This is a genomic window from Bradyrhizobium sp. UFLA01-814, assembly GCF_046718885.1.
Classification (GTDB): Bacteria; Pseudomonadota; Alphaproteobacteria; order Rhizobiales; family Xanthobacteraceae; genus Bradyrhizobium; species Bradyrhizobium elkanii.
On record NZ_JAQOSR010000171.1, the window covers coordinates 1 to 18,232 of the forward strand.

An 18,232-nucleotide genomic window follows, 5' to 3' on the forward strand; every position below is an offset into this window, starting at 1 on the left:
TCTCACCCGTGAATATAGGTTGCGATCTGCCGGAATCTTGTCAGCTTGTGCGACAAGGTCCGTCGAGATCGCACCCTGTCCCGGGAGAAGGCCATGTCGCAGCCCACGCCGATCCTGCATCATTTCGATCAATCGCCGTTCTCCGAGAAGATCCGCATCATCTTCGGATTCAAGAAGCTCGCCTGGAACTCGGTGCGGATCTCCCGGATCATGCCGCGGCCGGACCTGATGCCGATGACCGGCGGCTATCGCCGCACGCCGACGATGCAGATCGGCGCGGACATCTATTGTGACACCCAGATCATCATCCGCGAGTTGGAGCGGCGCTATCCGACGCCGACGCTGTTTCCGGCGGGTAATGCCGGCATGCCCTGGGCGCTCGGCATGTGGACCGACCGGCCGCTCTTCCAGAACACGGTCAACCTCGTGTTCGGCTTCATCGGCGACAAGGTCCCGCGGGATTTCATCGAGGATCGCGAGAAGTTGCGCGGCGGCAAGTTCGACGTCGCCGCCATGACCGCGGCGCTGCCGCAGATGCGCGACCAGTTCCGCGCCAATGTCGACTGGATCGAGGCGCAACTCGGCGACGGCCGGCCGTGGCTGTTCGGCGAGTTCGGCCTCGCAGACGTCAGCGCCTACATGAACGTGTGGTATGCGCGGCAGAGCCTCGCCACGATGGACGAGATCATGAAGTCCTTTCCGCGCGTTGCAGCATGGGAGGAGCGCATCCGCGCCATCGGCCACGGCACGCGCACCGAGATGTCGTCGGCCGACGCGCTCGAGATCGCCGCGAAGGCGCGGCCGCAGTCGCCTGTGTTCAGCGACCCCGCGGATCCGAACGGTCGCAAGCCCGGCGACGTCGTTGCCGTGATGCCGGATGACTACGGCAAGGTCCCGGTGCACGGCGAGATCGTCTCGCTGTCGGCGCAACACATCGCAATCCGCCGGTCGGATGAACGCGCCGGTGAGGTGGTGGTGCATTTCCCGCGCGCCGGCTTCCTGGTGGTCTCGGGCTGATTGCCGCGGGCCGCTCCCAAGCGGGCCTGGAAACGCTGCGTTTCGCGGCGTGACCTTGCCGGCCCCCTGAACTGGCAATAGCTCAACGGTATCTCCAACCCAAGGCTCCACAGCGCAGGCTTGCGGATAGATCCGCAGCAACCCGACCTTTCGGCCTGCGTGCGATGGGTGGCCCGTGGCGGATGCTCCGCCACGCCGACAACCGGACTGACTATGACGACCTCCGTCGAATTCGGGCTTGATACGTTTGGCGACGTCACCAACGACGCCGCCGGCGCGCCGCTGCCCCATGCCCAGGTGATCCGCAACGTCGTTGACGAAGCTGTGCTGGCCGATCAGCTCGGGATCGATTTCATCGGGCTCGGCGAGCACCACCGCGCCGATTTTGCGATCTCCTCGCCCGAGACCGTGCTGGCGGCAATCGCCGCGCGCACCGAAAACATCCGCCTCGGCTCGGCGGTGACCGTGCTGAGCTCGGACGATCCGATCCGCGTCTTCCAGCGCTTCGCCACCGTCGACGCGGTCTCGAACGGCCGCGCCGAGGTGATCCTGGGCCGCGGCTCCTTCACCGAGTCGTTCCCGCTGTTTGGCTTCGACCTCAGGCAATACAACGAGCTGTTCGAGGAGAAGCTCGATCTGTTCACCGAACTGCTCAAGCAGGAGCCGGTGACCTGGCAGGGCAAGCTGCGGCCACCGCTCAAGAGCCAGTCGGTCTATCCGCCGGTCGAGCATGGCCGGCTGAAGACCTGGATCGGCGTCGGCGGCAGTCCCGAATCGGTGGTTCGCGCGGCGCATTACGACCTGCCGCTGATGCTTGCCATCATCGGCGGCGATCCCAAGCGCTTTGCGCCCTATGTCGACCTGCACCAGCGCGCCTACCAGCAGTTCGGCCGCGAACCGAAGCCGATCGGCGTGCATTCGCCGGGCTATGTCGCCGAGACCGACGCGCAGGCACGCGAGGAGCTGTGGCCGGACTACAAGGTCATGCGCGATCGAATCGGCAAGGAGCGCGGCTGGCCGCCGATGGGCCGCGACGAGTTCGTGGCCGAGGCCGAGCACGGCTCGCTCTATGTCGGCGCGCCGGAAACCGTTGCCCGCAAGATCGCGGCGACCGTCAAGGCGCTCGGCGCGGCGCGCTTCCAGCTGAAATACTCGGCGGGGCCGCTGCCGCACGACAAGCTGATGAAGAGCATCGAGCTCTATGGCAGCAAGGTGGTGCCGATGGTGCGCGAGATGCTCGCCGCGTGACGCGCCAGAACCGGTATGACAAAGCAAAACCCCCGGCGCTTGCGCGCCGGGGGCTCTGTTAGATCGCAATCAGATCAACCGGTATTACCAGTTGCGCTGAGCGCGGAGCAGCATGGTGTAGGTGTTCTGGTCCTTCAGCTCGTAGATCGCGCCGGGCTTGCCGATCGTCGGGCTGCCGGGGAAGGCGACCGTACCGGCAAAGCTCTGGTCCAGACGGGTGTAGGTGAAGTCGGCCGAGAAGGTCAGGTTCTTCACCGGGGTCCACTGGGTCTGCGTGCCGAGCTGCGCGATGCTGTAGTCGGGGTTGCAGGACGTCAGGGCCGAACCAGCACCGAAGAAGTTGCTCAGCGAGCCGCCTACGCCGTTGCCGGCCGGACCGCAGATGTAACCCTTGGACGTGCTGTTGTAGTTAACCTGGGCCCAGGCACCGTAGATGCTGGTGTTCCAGTTCGGGTTCCAGTTGTGCACGTAGGCACCGCGGAAGCCGTAGGTCGTGATCAGCTGCTGCTGACCGCCGGTCACGAAAATCGAGTCCGGCGCGATGCCGAAGCCGATGCTCTGATAGGCGCCCGGAATGTTGGTTCCGCCGAAGATGGTGTTGCCACCAGCCGAACCGGCGAGGTCCTGGATGTTGTAGCGGGTCGCACCGTTGGTGTAGACACCCTGCAAGTTGATGGTGTCGCCAGGTCCGGTCGGGATGTTCTTGATCGACAAGGCCAACTGACCAGCCCAGCCCCACTTGTCGTCCGGATGACCGGTCAACTCGGTGCCGCCGTAGTAGGCCACGTGGTTGTTATGCGCGGCGAACGATGCCTGGAACAGACCCCAGGCCTGATCGACGCGCAGCATCGCGACGAGATCCGGAGCGATCGTGCCAGCGTAGTCGCTGATGCCGAACACGTTGGTGTTGCCGGGAACGCCGAAGTTGACGGGCGCACCGAGGTTGACCACGCCAGCCTGATAGTAAGCCGACTGATCCTGAGCCGACAGAGACAGCGACACGCCGTTGCCGAACTGCGCGGTGTAGGTGAACTGGTTCACACCGGTGATGGTGCCGCCGCCGCCGACGAGACCGTCGAAGTTGTTGCCCGGATAGTTGGCCCACGGAGCCGAGAACTGCGAGACCGCCTTACCGATGGTGAAGCCGGCGAACTGGATGAAGGCGTAGTAGACGCCGACCGTACCAGCCGCGACGTTACCGGAGCCGGCATTGTTCGGAGCCGAAACCGCGCCGATCGGCGCGTAAACGGTCGCGCCGTTGCCCTGACCGGCATAGGAGTCCGACGTCCAGGAGAACGTGGCATCGAAGAAGGTGCGGACCACGCCGTACTCGGTCGCGGTGCGCGTATCGATGTTCAGGTCTTCACGAGAACGCCAGGTGTAGCCGTTGGTGAAGCGGTTGTTCGCGCCAGCAGCACCCGAGGTGTTGCCGGTGTGATCCGAGTTCGAGTTGATGACGACGTCTGCGCGCAGGTAGCCGCCCAGCTTGATACAGGTGTCGGTGCCCGGGATGTAGTAGAATCCGGGACCATACAGGGAGCAAACCTTCACGTACTCGACCGCTTTGGCCTTGACGGGAAGATCGGCCGCCTGAGCTCCGCCGACCGCGACGAGAGCCGCCGCCGAGCCGAGGATAAGGCTCTTAACCATCTTCATGTTAAACCTCCAAGTTGCTCTATCTCAGGGAAGGTTCCGGATCCGCCGGGTAGAACACCCTCAGGTTGGTTCCCTTGTCCCTTAAATCCCCGCTTAGTCGCTTCGCGCCTTCGGACACACCCGCATGAACGCGAGGGACTTAAGCGAACCACCTAGAACGGGACGACCTCGGGATGCCCCCCTCCGTCGTAGTTCCATATGAGACAGAAGGCCCCCGATCACGCAACAAAAGACCGCTCGGTTTGGGGCGAGTTGCGGCTGTTTTCGGGCAAATGTTGCACAAATATCACGGGCATTTGACCTGCGACACTTCGGCAAGCCATTGAAATACAAAACGAATATTTCAGTTACCGTTGTCGGGCACAAGATCGGGCAACACCGCGCGGAACGGTGTGCAAAACGGGTGTCCTACGGAGAAAGAGAAAAGCGGAGCCGGCTTCGGCAGCGCTGATTCCGGTATCCGGGCACGGCATTTTGGCCCAAAACGCCGCGATTTGAACAACATAACCCGCCCCAAATACCGTCGACTCGCGCCTGGAAGGGGGCTTTCCGATGGCTCGGAGCAGGCCGAATGACGGCGGGCGGTTTGCCACGGATGTGCAGTAACGATGCTACATGTCACTGGGATGTCAGCGCGCAGAATCGGTCGATTTGTTCTCCGCAGCCCCGGCGCGCTGAAATATCTCTGCTGTGCGCGGCGCATCCGCAAGGCTCGCCTGCGACGGAGCCGCGTCGCGCTCACTCGTCCAGAATGTCCAGGAGATCCTCGATCCGCTCGAAAGGCGGCTCGTGTATGTTGTCCGAATAGAACACGCGATCGCCGTCGCGCTCGAGCGATCGTGCCCTGGATTTCGGCAGCCTCCCCGGAAGGAACGTCGCCGCGACGGCCTCCGGGCCGACATCGAGCCTCACGATGCCTCGCCGCTTGCAATCGATCCTGAGCCTCGCCGCGGCGAAGAAATCGCTGGCCGCCGAGGGCAGCCTGCCGAAGCGGCGCGAGGTCTCTTCCTCGAGATCTTCCAGATCGTCTTCGCTCCGGCACCTCGCGGTACGGCCATAGATTTCAAGCCGCACGGATTCCGATTGCACATAGCTCCTGGGCAGCAAATCCGCGAGCGGAAGGTTGAGATCGGGCACCCACAGATCGGCGGACCGGTCGTTGGTCTTCTCCGAGGCCTGCTTGAGAAGGTGGCTGTAGAGCACCGGACCGAACACCTGCACGTGGCCGGATTGCCGCTCCGAAAGCAGATCCCCGGCGCCTCTGAGGTCGAGATCCCGCTCGCTGATCGCGAACCCGGCGCCCGGTCTGCTGAACTCCTCCAGAACGGCCAAACGCCTGCCGGATTGTTCCGAACTGGATTCGGTCAGCATGTATGCGAAGGCGCGTGTCCCGCCGCGTCCCACCCGGCCTCTCAATTGATGGAGCTGTGCCAGACCGAACTTTTCCGGCCAGCAGACCACGATGGTGTTCGCCCTGGGGATGTCGAGACCGCTTTCGACGATGTTGGTCGCCAGCAGAACGTCCGCCTCACCTTCGACGAAACTCATCATTCGATCGTCCAGTTCGTCGGCGGGCAGCTTGCCGTGCAGGCAGACGATGCGGAGCTCCGGGGCCATCGACTGCACGCGCGCCAGCATCGGATCCAGATCCTGGATGCGCGGACAGATCAGGAAGCTTTGCCCGTGACGTCGCTGCTCGCGCAGCAATGCGGCGGCAATGGCGGCGTCCGAGAGCGGAGCGATCCTGGTCGCGACCGGAAGCCGATGAACGGGCGGGGATGCGATCACGCTAAGCTCCCTGAATCCCGCAAGGCCCGCCGCAAGTGTGCGCGGGATCGGCGTGGCACTCATCCACAGCGTATGGGCGCCCTTCGCCAGGCCTGAAAGCTTCGCCTTCTCCGCCGCGCCGAAGTGCTGTTCTTCGTCGACAATGACCAGGCTCAGCTTGGCGAACCTCACGTCCTTCGATGCGATCGCCTGCGTGCCGACCACGACCTTCATCTTGCCGCTTCGCAGGCCCTCCTTGGTCTCCTTCATCTCCGGAGCCGACGTCGCCCGCGACAGGCTTCCCACTTCGATGCCAAGCGGAGCAAACCGTTTGTGGAAGGTTGCGACGTGCTGCCTTGCCAGAACAGTCGTCGGCACAACGACGGCAACCTGCTTGCCCGACAGCGCAACGGCCGCCGCCGCGCGCAAGGCCACCTCGGTCTTGCCAAATCCGACGTCGCCGCAGACGACCCGATCCATCGGATGACCGGACGCCAGATCATCCAGGACGTCGCGAATTGCCTTCGCCTGGTCGACGGTCGTGAAATAGGGAAAGCGCGCGACGAACCGTTCATATGCGGGACCGGGAGCGACCAGCTTGGGAGCGCGCCGGCGGCGCCGTTGCGCGATGTGTTTGGCAAGCGCCTTGGCGGCAGTTTGAATTTCCTGCTCCGCCTTGGTACGGCGCGTCCACCACGTACTGCCATCGGCCCTGTCCAATGCCAGCTTGCCGAGCTCCGCGGCATACGGCCAGATCAGCGCAAGATCCGCCGGCGGAACGAGGACGGCATCATCCCCGGCAAAGGCCAGCCTGATCATCTCGCGCGATGATCCCTTCCCCATATCGAGGGTCTGCAAGCCATCGAGCACGGCCAGCCCGCGCTGCAGATGCACGACGACCGCGTCGCGCTCCGGCACGTCAGGATGATCGAAAGCCGAACTCCAGGCTCTCGCCATCGGCTGCGGATGATGCGCCCTGCTGCCGAGCACGTCGGTCGCCGTCACGACGACGAGCGGCTTGCGCCCTGAGCCGATGAAGCCGGTGTCGAAGTCGGCCAACAGCGCGCCTTCGCCGCCCCGCCCTTTCGCCGCCTCGTTCCAGTCGGCGAAGCGCTCCGCCTTGATCCCGCTCATTCGCTCCATCGCGCGCAGATCGTCCTCGACCGCCGCGACAAAGAGCAGCCGAGATCCGCTGCGCTCCGTGTCGGCGACAAATGCGCGAAGAGCTTTCCGCGACGAGGCGACCTTCGAGAAGTCAGGCGTGGCGATGAAAGCCGCCTTTCGAGGCAGCGAGCTCATCCGCTTGGTCAGCCGTTTCCAGTCAGCGGGCCCCAGATACTCGCGCTCCGCCTCCCTGCGGCCGGCCGCCTCCTTGATCGTGCTCAGCCAGCTATCGGCGTGGCCCGAAACGCCTGCATCCGCGATCCAGTGCGCGCGCTGGCAATAATCCGGCAGCGCCGCCCGCTGTACCCGCTTGCCTCCCAATGCGATCCGTTCGGACATCGGGTCGATATGCAGTTCCTCCGCGTCGAACACGACGTCGTGCTCGTCCGGATCGACACCTGCGATTCTGCGGATCACGCCACCGGAATGCTCAATTCTGAACGGCCCCAGCGCGCCCGCGGGAAATACCTCGAACGTCATTCCGTGGAACAGAGCGCTGCCGGGATAATCCGCCTCTTCGTCGAGATCGTATCCCAAAGCTTCCAGACGATCCTTGAGTTCCTGCTCGGAATAGCCCGCCCCCACCTTCAGGCTGATGCTGAGGCGCGCCGAGCTGGCGGGCAACGGCAACCGCTCCATGATCGCCTCCGCCGTCGATACCAGGAACACCGGCTTCTTGTTCCTGGCGAGACGCCTCAACACCGAACTGCGCCTGCCGGCGATCTCTCGTGACGGCTCCAGCCCGTCAAAGGGCAAGGTATTCAGCCGCGGGAACACCAGCACCTCGAGCGAGGGATCGAGCGAATGCAGCACGCTGCCGAGGCGCTCGGCCCTGTTCTCGCTTTCCGCAAGGAAAACGATGCCGTCCCGCCCGGACTTCTTCCATTGCTCGAGAAGATGGAGCGCCAGCATGCCAAGCGGTGAGGAAGACGAGATCCCGGAACGCGCCGATCCCTTGCTTTTCTTCTTCGCGCCAGCAGCAGCGCGGGCCTTCTTGGTATTCGCCACGTCAGATCCGTCGTTATGTCGAGAGCATGATCGCCCGTTGACCTGCATCCCGGGCCGACTCGGGGTTTGCCGCCCAACGGCATGGAAACGAAAGCGGCACGGATTTCCAGCAAAATTCCGTTGCTGCGGGCGAATTGATACCGAATTCTCGAGTCGACTTAGCAGGGAAACGACTGTCTGCGACCAGGAACTTCTCTGCAAATAACAGCGATAGGCGTTAGCCGCTTTCCGCGCAGTCAGGCGCGAGGTTTCCTGCTCCCTGATTGAATGTCGCCGGCAGCAGCAGAACGGCTCCGGGGGCGCTCCGCCGATCGTCGCGGCCTTGTCACCCGTTCCGTACGAGGCAGAGCAGCCGTGCATAGGTCAGCGCAAAGCCGAGAAACGCGAGCGTCCAGGCTGCCCCCGCCAGCGGGAGCAAGACGTCTGCATGCGAGGGCTCGAGTGAGGCACAGACGCGCGCGAGTGCCGCCGTCACGACGGCGAGATAGAGCGCTTGGGTGGTGCGCGAGGCCTCTAGCGGCTGACCTGTATGTCCAAGTGACGCACGCGTCATTACCGCAACCGTCATCGTCCCGATCGCGCCTCCGGTCCAAGCGTGCACGCCGGCTCCGGAGGCTACGATGCCGAGCGCGGTGAGCGCCGCGAGGAAGAATCCGGCTGGTATAAAGGCGTATGCGAGATGCAGAATCAGCACCAAGCGATCCGAAAGTGTCCGTTCGCCGGCCCATCGCGCGAGACGGATCAGATGCAGCGCGCCGGCCCAACCAAGCACGGACGCAACAATGCGGCCCGACGGCGCCACAACCCAAATGGCAAGCGCCGCGGCACCGGTCATGACGGCGACGGCATCGAAGCGACTGAATGTGGCCGGCATGCGCCCGTTCCCACGGCTGGCGAGCCAGTTGCCCGTGAAACTCGGGACGATGCGGCCGCCGATGACGCTGATCAGCGTTACGACGACGGCAATTCCTGCGCGGGCCGAGTACGCCGCGATCCCTTCCAAGTGCGCCTCCACATGAAAAGCAATGTTGGCGGCCGCGAGCACAATGACGATGGCCACGACCATCAGATTGCTCCACTTGCGGCCGGCCACGATCTCGCGCGTTGCGGCGAAGGCGAGCAGCAACAAGAACAGCCCATCCACCGCCACCGCCGCGCGCCATCCGATAGTTGCAGAAAAGCTCACGGTAAGGCGACCCGCCAGCCATGTTGAGAACAGGACCGCCAGTCTGGGCCCCCGGATAGGCGGTCGTCCCGTCCAGTTTGGCACCGCGGTCAGCAGAAAACCGGCGATCACCGCAGCGACGTAGCCGAACAGCATTTCATGCACGTGCCAGTCGAGCGGCGCGAAGACCGTCGGCGGCGAGACGTCGCCGGCAAACACCGCAAGCCACAGCGGGATCATGACACCGGCTTGGATCGCGCCAAACAGGAAGAACGGCCTGAAGCCGTAGGAGAACAGTGTCAGGCCTCGATACGCAGTCACTGTTGTTATCGTTCCCATCAGCTGTCCTGCCGTCCTGCAAGGGAGCCCCGACGCCCTTCCCTGTCGTGGCGCAATGACGGGCGCAATTGAGATCGAGCTCCTGACCGAGCGCCTCTGCCAGACGAATAGTCGATAGTTCGCTTAGCGCGATTGGCGTAGACTGTCGCATCGGTCCGCGCCTTCGTCAGATAGGTCACATTGATCTCGCCCGGCAGGAGAAGTGCGGCTCTATCGCCTCGTTTCCAGGCCGCGCGTGCGGGCTGATCGAGGCGGGGATAATCTGACGCAGTCAACGCAACCTTCGGAAGAGCCAGCACGGCAACGTCCTTGCGCGAGATCGTCGACTTCGAAAGTGAAGCCGCCATCCGAATTGCGACGAAAGCGCACACACTGACTTAAAGCGATAGATCGCTTCATGCTCTGTTCGCATTACGCCAAAGGTGGTGCGGTCAACGCAAGCGAATTGAATTGACATTTTCCTGCAAAGATCTTGCTATCATTGCATGGATATCGAGCTCGCCAGAACATTTGTCGAGATCGTCTCGACCGGAAGCTTCATCAAGGCAGCCGAACGCCTGAATGTCGCACAGACCACGGTCAGCGCACGCATCCGCCTCCTCGAACAGCATCTCGGGCGGCCTCTGTTCGTTCGAAACAAGACCGGTGCGAGTCTCACTCCCGCTGGTGAGCAATTCTTGCGTTTCGCTCCTAATTTCGTGCAATTGTGGCAGCGTGCAAAACAGCAAGTGGCGGTACCCGACGGCCACAGCGCCGTGTTGACGGTCGGGAGCGAAGTCAGCTTGTGGCAACCGCTTTTGGTCGATTGGGTCCGGATGATGCGGCGCTCCCATCCCGACATCGCGCTTCGCGTTCATGTCGACGTTCCCCAGGATTTGGCCTCGCACGTCGCGGAAGGACTGGTGGATATCGCCATCATGTACGCTCCGCATCATCGACCTGGAGTCGGCGTCGATCTGCTGATGGAGGAAGAACTCGTACTCGTGACGACCGATCCTGAGAAACATCGCAACGGCGATCTCCGGTATGTCCATGTTGAATGGGGGTCGGAGTTCTCCCTTCATCATGCAATGAGCTTTCCGGACACGGTCCCGAGCCTGCTGACCAATCTCGGCCCGTTTGCCCTGTCCTACACCCTGTTGGAAGGAGGTTCCGGATATTTTCGAATGCACGCCATTCAACCCTATTTGCTGACCGGAGACCTTCATCTGGTGCCGGGAGCACCGCGGTTCTCCTTCCCGGTCTATGCAACGTACTCCACGAACGTTGATGCCGCCGCGCTGAAGGTGGCGCTTGCCGCTCTGCGTGCCGCGACGGTCGCGAAGAAATAGGAGCCGCGAAAGATGCGGTCGCGTTTTGCGATCGCGCCGACACCGTTCCGGATAGCGTCGTGCTGAATTCGGTCGTCAGACTCGGATCCGAAGTGACGTTCGTCGACCATGCAAATCCACTTGCTTGGCGCGGCCGTCTCGAATGCAGCAGCAAGCCCGACGGCAACGGCGATGAGAACGGATGTCAAGGTTGGAGCGGCAAGCATCCAGCTGTCGCCCTTAGAGCTTGCCGCCGGCAGGCCGCGTCACCATCAATGACCGTGCGCATGGGGATCGAGGCTGCCGTTCGCGGCCGCGGGATCGATCGTATCGAGAAATTCGACTTGTTTGCGGTGAAGCAGCAGCAAATACATCAGCTTCGCGTTCAGCCTTGAATCGAAAATGTTCACGACGGCATCCTCGATCATGTCCGCCAACCCGGCCTGATGGGCGCGGGCGAATGCGACAGCATTCCGGACGATACCCCCCGATCGGAAGCAGCGGCTGCCCTGCGCCGGCGAACCATGTGCGCGCCACCTTTCCTGATCATTTCCTTCTTGAGCAGAACGCAAATCGCGGCTTGCGCAAGTTCGGACTCGAACATCAGGTCAGCGAGATGCTGCTTGATGGAGCGGCCCACGCACGCAAAGGCTCCAATGCCGGCACGCTCGCCTTCGAGCAGGCTTTCAAGAAAGCGCAGCACTTCTCCCCTGGACCAATAACCGATGTAGGCGGGGTCGCCATCGCTCAATCCATAAGTCGATGATGCGAGTTTGCCGCCGCCATTGCTTACGCCATCCTGCAACGAGGTTTTGTTCATGATGTCGTTCCCTCAAACGCGGATTTGGCCGTCAAGACTGCGCGATCGACCGCGCGTCTCGGCCACCCTGACTTGGCGACCTTTGCGCGCTGTTTGCAAACGAGAAGATTTGTCGGTTTTCAGCAATGACGTTGATACGTGAGACGCCCGACGGAGTGCTCTTGCTGTCAGGTGGCTCAGCTATCAATAATGTTGCCGTCAAATGACGAGACTTTTCATTTGTCGCCGTCAGCCCCGGGAATATGTTGATGCCGACCTACGGTTTTCGCCGCTCATCATATTCGGCATGACGGCAGGAGGCCGCTCGCTAAGAGGGAGATCGTACGTGTACCAGAGAATTCTATTGGCTTTTGACGGCTCGGCAGATGGCCGCGAAGCGCTCGCTCAGGCCCAAGGCCTGGCGTTGTCATGCGGCGCCACCGTTCATCTCCTCGCGATCGTCGACCGAACCGAAAGCATGCCGATCGGCGAGGCGATGTCGTTCGTCGTTTCCGATGCCCAGCGGCTTGCCGTCCAAGCAGTGATCGATGAAGGCGTGCGACGCCTGCATCACGCCGGCTGCTCAACGATGGGGGCCATGAAGTACGGCAGGCCATCCGAACAGATCGTTCTGGCCGCCAGGGACATGAACGCCGATTTGATCGTGATCGGTCATCGCGATCAGGGAACGCTTGCGCGCTGGTTGAACGGCTCCGTTGGCGAAACCATCTTGCATAAGCCGCCCTGCAGCGTGCTCGTCGCCGTGAAGCCCGAGAACCGCGCGGACAACGTCAGCCCTCTTGAGAGACTGAAGACGAAAGAGACGCAGAAGACTTCGTGATCAAATCGTTTTCTGGTGCCTCGCAAACGAAGAACGGTTTTGCTGCTGTGATATCCGCTGGCAACCGGCAACGCACCAATCGATAGACGCGCCCTCGGACAACCCACCGGTTCTCGCAGAAGATTTGAAGCGGCCGCGGACCGCCACCGAAAGCCGGATCGTCCATCGCGGACCGTGGCGCTGCATGGCCGAAGGAGGTGAAGGCCGTTCGCAACGTGTACCTCTCCGGCTTCGATTTGAACACAAGGGAGGATCAGATGGAGATCGCCAAAGCCTCCGTGTTGTCGCCCAAATATGACGCGTTTCTGTTTGCAGTGATCTGCGAAGACGACAACGGAACGCAGATCAGCGTCCTTTCCGCGTTGACGCGAATGGATGTCGATCCCTGGGAGGAAGCGGCCTGTCTTGACAGAATGGCCGGGACTCGTGCACGGAAGCGCTTCGTCGCGGTGCTCGACAAAATCTCCGGACAGAACTGGAACGGCCCCCAAAAGGAGGAGCTGGCGTCGAGGTTGATCGGACTGCTGCCGTCCTTCAAGGGAAACACGAATTCCGTGCCGGCTTCGGAGATCAGCCTTCGTCTGCTCTTTTGCCTCGTTATTTGGTGGGGTTTCCTGCTCGCAACCGCCGCCTCGACCTATTACAACCACAGGGCGGATGGCGTCTCCGCGAGCTACGCCATCAGAACAGATCCCGTGCGGAACAGCAGTGACGCGAGGATCGCCAAGGACTGACGTTTGCGAGCCACATCGATCGAACCCGGCAGTGGGCGGCCGTATCCTTAGAGTGTTGGCTGAGGCTTCCCCCTATCCCGGCGCAGCGACTGGCGACCCTCGACTCTCGGCTCATTCACCCAGTCTACCGGATCGCAGCAATCACGCGGCCTTCATAGCAATTTTTGTGGTCCGTATGGGCGATTAAATTCGTTTGTTTGTCCGGACGAGGGGAGCGAGGCTTCTGCCAACCAGGAGGTCGCTATGCCAGAGGATGGCAACGGTTCGGAAGTTATCGCGCTATTGTGGGGACTTTGGGTCTACGGACTATTCACCTTCTGGTTTGAGCATTTTTCATCGCTTGCGAAGGCTAGAGCCGCACAAAGATCGGGCCAAACGAATTCGCCTTCCTGTGCGTTGGCCCCGAGCGCTCCAGCACGTTGCACAGATATCGAAGCGCTGGCATGCCGTATCCTCGAGCGTTGCGGCGGACTCGCCCTGAAGGAGTTCCTCGACGAAAGGGTTGCAGCCTACGAGGCCATCGTTGCGGCATTCGACGCCGGCGACCAGGTGGCGCTTCTCAGACACGTTTCCCCTGAGGTCTATGCCGCATTTTCGGACGCGATCGCGGTAAGAGAGGATCGGCTCGAGAAGACGGACACCGTGTTTGCTCTGGTCACGCCTCCTGAGATCGTTGCCGCGCGCATCGACGACGCCCATGCCGAGGTCTCCATCCGCTTCATCGCCGACTCCTACAAGCTTTCGGAAGGCGACCAAAGGAGGCGCGAAGGGCGGCACCGGGTCGACGTCTGGACGTTCGGTTGCGTCCTGCCAAACAGCAGATGGAGCCTGATCGCGACGGAGGCCGGAAAATGACCCGGAACCGCGGATATTTCGACCGACACGATGACGAGCACAACACTCCTCACGAATATGCATCACCCCCCTGTTACATGCACGAGGTCGATTCCGCCTACTTCGGATCGTTGCCCGCTTTCTCTCCGACGCCGGACATCCGCCCGGAAGGCAGCGTTCCGACGGACGCAAGGGCCTCATGGACGACATTGCTAGGCAACGCGCTTTCTCGGTCGATGAGCCGGATCACCAGTCTAACTGGCTCGAAAGACCGGGATTAGACCCGCTCGTCTGATCTTGAAACTCAAGGAAGATCGAAATGTCAGTTTCCCCGGATGTCTCTTCCCACGGGCATGTGCATGACCTGCCAACGGGCTGGCGTAGGTACGTCTATTCGACCAATCACAAGGACATCGGCACGATGTATTTCGTGTTCGCGATCGGCGCGGGATTGATCGGCGGAATTTTCTCGGTGGTGATCCGGGCTGAACTGCAGGAGCCTGCCCTGCAGGTCTTCAGCAACCCCCACGCCTACAACGTCTTCGTAACTGGCCACGGCCTGATCATGATCTTCTTCACCCTGATGCCCGCCATGATGGGTGGTTTTGGCAATTGGATCGTGCCGTTGATGATCGGCGCGCCCGATATGGCCTTCCCGCGCATGAACAACGTGTCCTTTTGGCTTCTGCCGGCGTCGTTCGCGTTGCTCGTCATTTCGATGTTCGTCGGAGGAGAGCCCGGCTCGGCGGGAGCCGGCACGGGTTGGACGCTTTACGCGCCGCTGTCGACCGCAGGCCACCCAGGTCCGGCCGTCGATTTCGTTATCCTATCGCTGCATTTGGCTGGTGCGTCCTCGATCCTCGGCGCCATCAACTTCATCACCACCATCTTCAACATGCGCGCTCCGGGAATGACCTTGCACAAGATGCCACTGTTCGTGTGGTCCGTACTCGTGACGGCATTTCTGTTGTTGCCGTCGCTGCCCGTGCTCGCCGGCGGAATCACGATGCTGCTGACGGATCGGAACTTCGGGACGACGTTCTTCGCGCCGGAGGGCGGCGGCGATCCCGTACTGTATCAACATCTCTTCTGGTTCTTCGGCCATCCGGAAGTCTACATCATGATCCTGCCCGGCTTCGGCATGATCAGCCAGATCGTCTCGACCTTCAGCCGAAAGCCCGTGTTCGGCTATCTCGGAATGGCTTATGCGATCGTGGCCATCGGCTTCATCGGCTTCGTCGTCTGGGCGCATCATATGTACACCGTAGGCATGTCCAGCAGCGCTCAAGCCTACTTTGCACTCGCCAGCATGGTGATCGCTGTACCCACCGGCATAAAAATCTTCTCGTGGATCGCCACGATGTGGGGTGGCTCGATCGAGTTCAAGTCGCCGATGCTGTGGGCGATCGGCTTCATCTTCGTCTTCACGATCGGCGGCGTGACCGGCGTGGTCCTGGCCAATCCGGGCATCGACCGATCGCTCCAGGACACCTATTACGTCGTGGCGCACTTCCATTACGTGCTGTCGCTCGGCGCGGTGTTCTCGATTTTCGCGGGCTGGTACTACTGGTTTCCAAAATTCACCGGCTACATGTATTCTGAAACTTTCGCAAAGTTGCACTTCTGGCTGACGTTCATCGGCGTCAATCTCGCCTTCTTCCCGATGCATTTTCTCGGGCTGTCGGGAATGCCGCGACGGATCGTCGACTATCCCGACGCTTTCGCGGGCATGAACCTGATTTCCTCGATCGGAGCATACATCTCTGCGGCTGGGCTCGTCGTTTTCCTTGTGGGCACCGTTCACGCCTTCGTCCGCAAGTCACGGGCGGCCGGCAACCCATGGGGTCGTGGAGCGACCACGCTGGAATGGACGCTGTCGTCACCCCCACGATTCCATGAGTTCGAGGTGCTGCCTCGAATTCAGTGAGCTACGGCAGCGATCGTGGCGATCGAAAGGGTCGGTCCCCTCGTTGCACTCGTACTCCAGCTCTTATCGCAGCGAGGGTCGCCTTCGCCCCGCAAAACCCCACTTCCGCCGCGTTCGATCCCACACGAGGAAGGGCGACGTCTTAGGGGCTCGCACAGTAGTCCCGTGCATGGGCCTGCCAAAGGAGTTTCGCCTTGGACGCCTGCCGGCGTGGCGGCATGGCTAAGCTCGAGGCGGCGGAACTGATGGAGGGTCAGAGGGCCGCACCTTATCGGCCCGCCGGACCCGGGAGAGCAATGCCGGGTCATTCAAGCGGACCGAGGCCCAGCGATTGTCCGAGGCTCGGAAGCGCCAGACGCAGCTGGCGAACCAAACAGCAACAGACCTTCAGAATGCGGCGGCGACGGCGTTCAGAATAAAGAACAGACCATCAAAACCTCCTGATAAATCAATGCGATAGAAATGGCTGGGGCGGGAGGGATCGAACCTCCGAATGGCGGAATCAAAATCAGTTTGATTATTCAACGATTTCAAGGCGCATTTGGAAAATGTATCACGAACGCGCTCCAGTAAATTCAATAGCTTGGCAGTCGTTTCCAAATGAAGAAGCCCGTCCGCGTGCAGCGCGGCCCCCGATGCGACCGCGCGGCAAGCTTAGGACGCGCAGACTGGCAAGTGAACTTCCGAAACAACCAATGAGTAGGTGAGATTGACGGCGCATAGCCAAATCGCACTGCCGTCGTACTAGGTGATGGAGCGTCGAGGGAAAGTCCGTGCTCCGCTACGAAGGATCCCAACGTTTGCACATCCCTCGGGACGGCAGATTGCAAGCTGTCGGTTGTTCGAGATCGCTAGCGCCTTTCAGCACCTCACCTTCCAGCTGCTTCATCAAACGAAGCGCCACATAAAGAAAGTTGCCCGTCCCGCACACCGGATCGAGCACCCAAACGCTAGACAAGCGTTTCAGAAAATCTCCAACTTCCTAATTGCGTTCGACTTTGATCCAGATCGCAGTGCTCTTTCGGCGGATGCTTGCGCCGGCAATCTAGCCCTCGGTCAACGGCTCCAAGGGACCCGCACAGATCGAGAAAGATGGCCACTTTGCTGAGAAGCTGACCAAAGAACAAGCTGAGATCGTAGCGAAGGAGCTGAGGAACCGAATTCGCGCGGCGGAGGTTGGGGCCGGCCGGCAGCATTCGCAATGCGTCAAGGCCGCCCTAAACGCACGGTGAAATGATCGTCCAGAAGAGACCGTTGTTCATCATCAAACTTTTAAATCCTGACGCATTCTCGGGACTCGTCCTCTTGGGACCATGGCTTAGCGGACAAAACTCTCTCCAACATCAATCCAACACCATCGTGCGTTGCAGAGGTTTGCACGGGGTGAAATAACCCACGTTAATCCCCGTGATAATGCTGCCACTGTTTCCCGGCGGCGCGCCGCGGCGCTCCGGTTAGCGCTTGTCTCCTCATCGGATTCGGAGTGCGATCGAACTGACCACTCTCGTAACGAGGGACTGGTCATCGCGGCCTCAGCAATTGCCCTAGGACCTCCAAGGTTTGCTGAGGCCGCCTCGTTTGGATTCGCAAATCCAGCACTAGGTACGTATCGTGCTGGCATGCCCAAATTCGAGTTCCGCCTGCAGACCGTGGGAAAGGTGCCCGGCCGGCCCGGAGTGATTCCACGAGATCACGTACGACGGCTATCGCCTGCGCCTCGAGCCTGCTGTCCTAGTCAGTTCGCCCTTCGGACCGCAGGCGACCACGAACCGTCGATAAGATCCGAGCGCAGGCAAACGCCGCAGGTGTCAGGGCTACTTTGCGTCTTGTGCGCTACGAGATGGATGGTCCGCGCGGCGTAATTCGGGAAAATCCGCTGGAGAGAAAAGTCTGAGGCTGCGCGGACAAAGAAGCGGCCCCAGCGACCGTGGAAGCTGGGGCCAAGTTTTTAGCTGGGCGTCTAGGTGCCGGTAGCGGTGCGGCACCGAACAAGGCGACCAATGCCAGTGGATGCGCTTCGTTCCTATGGAAAAAAGGCCCTGACGCATCCGGCGCTGCACCGACTGACGCGCTGTCCTGAACGGCGCAAAGGCCGATTATCCGCTGTGCATTTTTTTTGCTTGGACGTTCTTGACACCGCCAAATCGCGTTCTAATTCCATCTCCGCGCACGTCATCCATTAAGGGTGCCGGCGCCCTGGAACGCCAAACGGGTCCAGGCAAACGGGCACCGGTCGTGTCCGGTGCTTCTCATACCCATCTTGCTCTCTGGAGGATTTGGCTATGCGCACATATGACTTCTCTCCCCTGTTCCGGTCGACAATTGGATTCGATCGCCTCTTCGACCTGGCCGAAACGGCCCAGCGAGCCACCGAAGACAACTACCCGCCCTACAATATCGAACGACTTTCGGATGACCGCTAT

The 18,232-nt window shown here is 61.4% G+C and carries 14 protein-coding genes and 1 pseudogene; 8 read left to right on the forward strand and 7 right to left on the reverse strand.

The window, feature by feature from the left end:
* The first annotated feature begins 93 nt into the window (after positions 1-93).
* Entirely contained in the window at positions 94-1,017 is a 924-nt protein-coding gene (locus tag PMN64_RS35225; RefSeq protein WP_411784039.1) for a glutathione S-transferase family protein, read from the forward strand.
* A gap of 213 nt (positions 1,018-1,230) precedes the next feature.
* The gene (locus tag PMN64_RS35230; RefSeq protein ID WP_411784040.1) at positions 1,231-2,265 is read left to right on the forward strand and encodes an LLM class flavin-dependent oxidoreductase; all 1,035 of its coding nucleotides are present in this window, start codon (positions 1,231-1,233) and stop codon (positions 2,263-2,265) included.
* Between the two features lie 84 nt (positions 2,266-2,349).
* Here the strand turns inward: PMN64_RS35230 and PMN64_RS35235 are convergent, their stop codons facing one another.
* The 3 genes from PMN64_RS35235 to PMN64_RS35245 form a co-directional block, all read right to left on the reverse strand.
* Positions 2,350-3,921: a porin gene (locus tag PMN64_RS35235; protein ID WP_411784041.1), complete on the reverse strand. Its 1,572-nt coding sequence runs from the start codon at positions 3,919-3,921 to the stop codon at positions 2,350-2,352.
* 738 nt (positions 3,922-4,659) lie between these two features.
* Positions 4,660-7,764 carry a helicase-related protein gene (locus PMN64_RS35240; RefSeq protein WP_411784049.1) on the reverse strand — a complete coding sequence of 1,035 codons (3,105 nt, stop codon included), beginning with the start codon at positions 7,762-7,764 and terminating at the stop codon, positions 4,660-4,662.
* Between the two features lie 421 nt (positions 7,765-8,185).
* Complete coding sequence (locus tag PMN64_RS35245) at positions 8,186-9,364, reverse strand: NnrS family protein (protein ID WP_411784042.1); 1,179 nt, start codon at positions 9,362-9,364, stop codon at positions 8,186-8,188.
* Positions 9,365-9,849: 485 nt separating this feature from the next.
* On the opposite strand from PMN64_RS35245, the gene PMN64_RS35250 reads away from it, so the two are divergent.
* Entirely contained in the window at positions 9,850-10,695 is an 846-nt protein-coding gene (locus tag PMN64_RS35250) for a LysR family transcriptional regulator (protein ID WP_035631113.1), read from the forward strand.
* A 251-nt stretch (positions 10,696-10,946) separates the two neighbouring features.
* Here PMN64_RS35250 and PMN64_RS35255 read toward each other — a convergent pair whose 3' ends face one another.
* On the reverse strand, positions 10,947-11,102 hold the full coding sequence (locus PMN64_RS35255; RefSeq protein ID WP_411784043.1) for a hypothetical protein: 156 nt from the start codon (positions 11,100-11,102) through the stop codon (positions 10,947-10,949).
* On the reverse strand, positions 11,099-11,494 hold the full coding sequence (locus PMN64_RS35260; RefSeq protein ID WP_411784044.1) for a hypothetical protein: 396 nt from the start codon (positions 11,492-11,494) through the stop codon (positions 11,099-11,101). Before PMN64_RS35260 ends, PMN64_RS35255 begins: the two co-directional genes overlap by 4 nt.
* Positions 11,495-11,819: 325 nt before the next feature.
* On the opposite strand from PMN64_RS35260, the gene PMN64_RS35265 reads away from it, so the two are divergent.
* The 4 genes from PMN64_RS35265 (at position 11,820) to ctaD (ending at position 15,809) form a co-directional block, all read left to right on the forward strand.
* Positions 11,820-12,314, forward strand: coding sequence for a universal stress protein (locus tag PMN64_RS35265; protein ID WP_411784045.1), 495 nt, complete (start codon positions 11,820-11,822; stop codon positions 12,312-12,314).
* A 257-nt stretch (positions 12,315-12,571) separates the two neighbouring features.
* A complete protein-coding gene (locus PMN64_RS35270) occupies positions 12,572-13,048 on the forward strand; it encodes a hypothetical protein (protein ID WP_304499093.1) in 477 nt (158 codons plus the stop codon).
* A gap of 243 nt (positions 13,049-13,291) precedes the next feature.
* Positions 13,292-13,903: a TIM44-like domain-containing protein gene (locus PMN64_RS35275; RefSeq protein ID WP_080686664.1), complete on the forward strand. Its 612-nt coding sequence runs from the start codon at positions 13,292-13,294 to the stop codon at positions 13,901-13,903.
* 298 nt (positions 13,904-14,201) lie between these two features.
* Entirely contained in the window at positions 14,202-15,809 is a 1,608-nt protein-coding gene (ctaD, locus tag PMN64_RS35280) for a cytochrome c oxidase subunit I (RefSeq protein WP_411784046.1), read from the forward strand.
* A 387-nt stretch (positions 15,810-16,196) separates the two neighbouring features.
* On the opposite strand, the gene PMN64_RS35285 is transcribed toward ctaD, so the two are convergent.
* Both PMN64_RS35285 and PMN64_RS35290 read right to left on the reverse strand, forming a co-directional pair.
* Positions 16,197-16,409, reverse strand: coding sequence for a hypothetical protein (locus PMN64_RS35285; protein ID WP_411784047.1), 213 nt, complete (start codon positions 16,407-16,409; stop codon positions 16,197-16,199).
* A gap of 181 nt (positions 16,410-16,590) precedes the next feature.
* Positions 16,591-16,776, reverse strand: a complete 186-nt coding sequence (locus tag PMN64_RS35290; RefSeq protein ID WP_411784050.1) for a DNA methyltransferase — start codon at positions 16,774-16,776, stop codon at positions 16,591-16,593.
* Positions 16,777-18,091: 1,315 nt separating this feature from the next.
* On the opposite strand from PMN64_RS35290, the pseudogene hspD reads away from it, so the two are divergent.
* Positions 18,092-18,232 (forward strand): annotated as a pseudogene (gene hspD / locus PMN64_RS35295) (small heat shock protein HspD); the annotation flags it as partial.

Bases quoted from the DNA above. Each gene is read 5' to 3' on its own strand.
- PMN64_RS35225 (WP_411784039.1), top strand. From the start codon at position 94: ATGTCGCAGCCCACGCCGATCCTGCATCATTTCGATCAATCGCCGTTC.
- PMN64_RS35230 (WP_411784040.1), top strand. From the start codon at position 1,231: ATGACGACCTCCGTCGAATTCGGGCTTGATACGTTTGGCGACGTCACC.
- PMN64_RS35235 (WP_411784041.1), bottom strand. From the start codon at position 3,921: ATGAAGATGGTTAAGAGCCTTATCCTCGGCTCGGCGGCGGCTCTCGTC.
- PMN64_RS35240 (WP_411784049.1), bottom strand. From the start codon at position 7,764: ATGCTGGCGCTCCATCTTCTCGAGCAATGGAAGAAGTCCGGGCGGGAC.
- PMN64_RS35245 (WP_411784042.1), bottom strand. From the start codon at position 9,364: ATGGGAACGATAACAACAGTGACTGCGTATCGAGGCCTGACACTGTTC.
- PMN64_RS35250 (WP_035631113.1), top strand. From the start codon at position 9,850: ATGGATATCGAGCTCGCCAGAACATTTGTCGAGATCGTCTCGACCGGA.
- PMN64_RS35255 (WP_411784043.1), bottom strand. From the start codon at position 11,102: ATGATCGAGGATGCCGTCGTGAACATTTTCGATTCAAGGCTGAACGCG.
- PMN64_RS35260 (WP_411784044.1), bottom strand. From the start codon at position 11,494: ATGAACAAAACCTCGTTGCAGGATGGCGTAAGCAATGGCGGCGGCAAA.
- PMN64_RS35270 (WP_304499093.1), top strand. From the start codon at position 12,572: ATGGAGATCGCCAAAGCCTCCGTGTTGTCGCCCAAATATGACGCGTTT.
- PMN64_RS35275 (WP_080686664.1), top strand. From the start codon at position 13,292: ATGCCAGAGGATGGCAACGGTTCGGAAGTTATCGCGCTATTGTGGGGA.
- ctaD (WP_411784046.1), top strand. From the start codon at position 14,202: ATGTCAGTTTCCCCGGATGTCTCTTCCCACGGGCATGTGCATGACCTG.